The organism is Streptomyces sp. NPDC051020, assembly GCF_040683105.1.
Classification (GTDB): domain Bacteria; phylum Actinomycetota; class Actinomycetes; order Streptomycetales; family Streptomycetaceae; genus Streptomyces.
On sequence record NZ_JBFBCG010000228.1, the window covers coordinates 1 to 1,482 of the forward strand.

1 protein-coding gene is annotated in these 1,482 nt (G+C 70.4%); it reads right to left on the bottom strand.

The annotated features are described in order from the left end of the window. Positions 1-1,462, bottom strand: a 1,462-nt coding sequence (locus tag AB0N06_RS38870) for a hypothetical protein (RefSeq protein WP_366139372.1), incomplete at its 3' end; no start/stop codon positions are given. Positions 1,463-1,482 lie beyond the last annotated feature (20 nt).

Sequence of the window (1,482 nt, forward strand, 5' to 3'; positions counted from 1 at the left end):
CGATCGCCGTCTCGCGGGCGGCCGTCTCCGTGCCGTCGGCGAGGGTGGCGGTCACGCGGTAGTACGTGGTCGTGCCCTTGGGCATGGTGGTGTCCGCGTACGACCAGCCGGTGATGTCGCCGCGCGTCTGGACGTCGACCTTGTCGAAGACGTGGGTCGACCGGTTCCAGCGGTAGACGGCGAAGCCGGTCACCTTGCTGCCGTTGGCGCCCGTGCCGCTGGCCAGCCACCAGTAGACCGAACCGAACACGTCGCCGTTGAGGTGGCCGAGCGGGTTGTCGCCCACGGCCGGGCCGGCGTCGACATCGGGGCGCAGGTCGAGCTCGGTGACGTCCTGGACGGGGGCGCCGGTCTCGGGGGTGAGCTGGTTGCCGTACTGGTCGACGGCGACGACGCTGTAGCGGACCTGCTCGCCATCGGCGACCGTTCGGTCGAGGTGGTGGGTCTTTGTGAACTCCTCGGGCCTGTGGGTCCAGGCGTCGATGAGCGGCTTGTAGACCCACTCGCCGTCGACGAGGGTGCCCCGCATGATGCGGTAGTGGTCGAGACCGGGGTCGTCACTGGCGTCCCAGCTCAGCGAGACGCCGTTCTCCCGGGCGGTGGCGGTCATGCCCGTCACCGGGGGCGGCGGGGTGCTGTTCCCTGCGACGGCGACCGGCATCTCGACCGAGGGGGTGCCCCCGTTCCCCGCGGCGTCCACAGCCACGACCGAGTAGTAGTACGTGGCGCCCGGCGGCGGGGCCGCCTCCGTGAAGGACGTGCCCCGGATGCCCTTGGCGACCTCCACGACCGTGCGCCCGCTCTCCGTGTACGGCTTGTTGCAGCGCACGATCGTGTACCCGACGAAGTCCTCGCTGGTGGCCTCCGACTTGTCCCAGGTCAGCGTGACCCCGCGCTCGTCCTCGACCGCCGTCGCGTTGTACGCGGTGTTCACGGGACCCGTCTTGTCCCGCGTGTAGAACGCCGCCGTGCCGGAAGCCGCCGACTCGTTGCCGTGCGTGTCGACCGCCGTGACGACGTAGTAGTACGTGTCCCCGGTCTGCGGCAGCGGCTGCTCGTACCAGGCGCCGCTGAGCGGCTTGTCGCCGTTCAGCCGGTTCGCCGCGGTGAGCGCGACCGGGCTGCCGGTGGTGGAGCGGTACACGTTGTACCCGGCGAGGTCCGCCTCGGTGTTCCCGTACCAGGAGAGGCTGACCGTCTCGAAGTAGTCGGGCTTCCAGGCGTTCTCGACCCCCTTCGGCGCCGCGGGAGCGCTCTTGTCGACGGTGGTGACGGACTTGTCCGCCGTACCCGCGGACTCGTTGCCCGCCTTGTCGTAGGCGCGGACCTCGTAGTGGTAGACCGCGCCGCTCTTCGGCAGCGTGGTGTCCGTGTACGAGGTGGAGGCCGTCGTGGCCAGCGGCTTGGTGCCGTACGAGGTGCCCTGGAGCCGGCGGTACACGCGGTAGCCCGCGAGGTCCATCTCCTTGTTGGCCGCCCAGC